The organism is Burkholderia sp. Ac-20379 (assembly GCF_017104645.1).
Taxonomy (GTDB): Bacteria; Pseudomonadota; Gammaproteobacteria; order Burkholderiales; family Burkholderiaceae; genus Burkholderia.
The window spans coordinates 1-2,238 of sequence record NZ_JAAGPF010000585.1 but is presented as its reverse complement, the minus strand read 5'-3'; the positions used below and the strand labels follow the sequence as shown (position 1 = coordinate 2,238).

The window sequence follows — 2,238 nt, the reverse complement described above, 5'->3', positions numbered from 1 at the left end:
AAGCACGCCCAGCGATCTCTACCATCCCTGCACTACACTTTCCCTCAACACCGCTCTTCCGATCGCAGCCGGTTCGGCCGCGGTTTTCTCCATGCAGTAACCGAGCCCGCGTACGGTCAGGATCCGCACGCCGCTCGGCTCGATCTTCTTGCGCAGCCGGTGCACGTACACCTCGATCGCGTTGTTGCTGACCTCCTCGCCCCATTCGCAGAGATGATCGACGAGCTGTTCCTTCGAGACGAGCCGGCCGATCCGCTGCAGCAGCACTTCGAGCAGGCCGAGCTCGCGGGCCGACAGGTCGAGCACGCGCTCGTTGGCGTAGGCGAGCCGGCCCACCTGGTCGAAGCTCAGCGAGCCGTGGCGAATCACCGTCGGGCCGCCGCCCGCGCCGCGCCGCGTGAGGGCGCGCACGCGCGCCTCGAGCTCGTTCAGCGCGAACGGTTTGGCCATGTAATCGTCGGCGCCGAGGTCGAGACCCTTGACGCGCTCGTCGACGCTGTCCGCGGCGGTCAGGATCAATACGGGCAGGACCGAGTTGCGTGCGCGCAAGCGCCGCAGCACGTCGAGGCCGGGCATTTTCGGCAGGCCGAGATCGAGAATCAGGAGGTCGAACGTCTGCATCGACAGGGCCGTGTCGGCCTCGACGCCGTTCGCGACGTGATCGACGGCATAGCCCGACTGGCGGAGTGACCGGGTCAAACCGTCCGCGAGTATGCTGTCGTCTTCGGCAATCAGGATTCGCATGGTGCGTGGCCGCGGCGGGCGAGGCGGCGTGCGGGCGCCGGCGCGGGTGTCTCCGGAAGGTCGGGATGAGTCGTGCGGAACCCGCAATTCGGGCTTGCACAAACTACTGTTTTTTTATACAGTGTCTGCATTCGTGCACCTAACGGCATGTCGCCCGGTGCGCCCCAATCAGACGCTGCTCATCATAGCAAAGGACGATTCATGGAAGATAGTAAGAAAGGCGCCGGGCTGACCGCGGAAAAGAGCAAGGCGCTGGCGGCAGCGCTGGCCCAGATCGAGAAGCAGTTCGGCAAGGGCTCGATCATGAAGCTCGGCGATGCCGAGGCCAAGGAAGACATCCAGGTCGTCTCCACCGGTTCGCTCGGTCTCGATATCGCGCTCGGCGTCGGCGGCCTGCCGCGCGGCCGCGTCGTCGAAATCTACGGCCCGGAATCGTCGGGTAAAACCACCCTCACGCTGCAAGTGATCGCCGAACTGCAAAAGCTCGGCGGCACGGCAGCCTTCATCGATGCGGAACACGCGCTCGACGTGCAATACGCGTCCAAGCTCGGCGTCAACGTGCCGGAGCTGCTGATCTCGCAGCCGGACACGGGCGAGCAGGCGCTCGAAATCACCGATGCGCTGGTGCGCTCGGGCTCGATCGACATGATCGTGATCGACTCGGTCGCGGCGCTCGTGCCGAAGGCCGAAATCGAAGGCGAAATGGGCGATTCGCTGCCGGGTCTGCAGGCCCGCCTGATGTCGCAGGCGCTGCGCAAGCTGACGGGCACGATCAAGCGCACGAACTGTCTGGTGATCTTCATCAACCAGATCCGCATGAAGATCGGCGTGATGTTCGGCAACCCGGAAACCACCACGGGCGGCAATGCGCTGAAGTTCTACGCGTCGGTGCGTCTCGATATCCGCCGGATCGGCTCGATCAAGAAGAACGACGAGGTGATCGGCAATGAAACGCGCGTCAAGGTCGTCAAGAACAAGGTCTCGCCGCCGTTCCGCGAAGCGATCTTCGATATTCTGTACGGCGAAGGCATCTCGCGTCAGGGCGAAATCATCGATCTCGGCGTGCAGGCGAAGATCGTCGACAAGGCCGGCGCCTGGTACAGCTACAACGGCGAGAAGATCGGCCAGGGCAAGGACAACGCGCGTGAATTCCTGCGCGAGAACGCCGATATCGCCCGCGAGATCGAGAACCGCATCCGCGAATCGCTCGGCGTGGCGGCCATGCCGCAAGACGGCGTGATCGCCGGCGGCGCCGAGGACGAGATCCTCGACGAAGAAGAGTGATGCGTCGCAGCCGGGAGCGCCCGGACGATTCGTCGGCCACGTCGTCGCGCGAGGATCGCGCGGCCGGCGAACGGCAGGCGAACCGCCCCGTTCGCTCCGGTGCTGCGCAATCGCAAGCGGGGCGGCCCGATGGCCGCGCCGCAACGAGGGCATCCGGCGATGCCCTCGTTGCATTTGAGCGCGGGATCGGCGCGCCGGGCGATCCCGCCA

At 65.2% G+C, this 2,238-nt stretch carries 2 protein-coding genes; one reads left to right on the top strand and one right to left on the bottom strand.

The genetic code is table 11. The features are described 5' to 3' along the window. Positions 1-18: 18 nt before the first annotated feature. Entirely contained in the window at positions 19-744 is a 726-nt protein-coding gene (locus G3N92_RS32975) for a response regulator transcription factor (RefSeq protein ID WP_206131706.1), read from the bottom strand. Positions 745-945: 201 nt separating this feature from the next. On the opposite strand from G3N92_RS32975, the gene recA reads away from it, so the two are divergent. Beyond that, on the top strand, positions 946-2,028 hold the full coding sequence (recA, locus tag G3N92_RS32970) for a recombinase RecA (protein ID WP_206131705.1): 1,083 nt from the start codon (positions 946-948) through the stop codon (positions 2,026-2,028). Positions 2,029-2,238 lie beyond the last annotated feature (210 nt).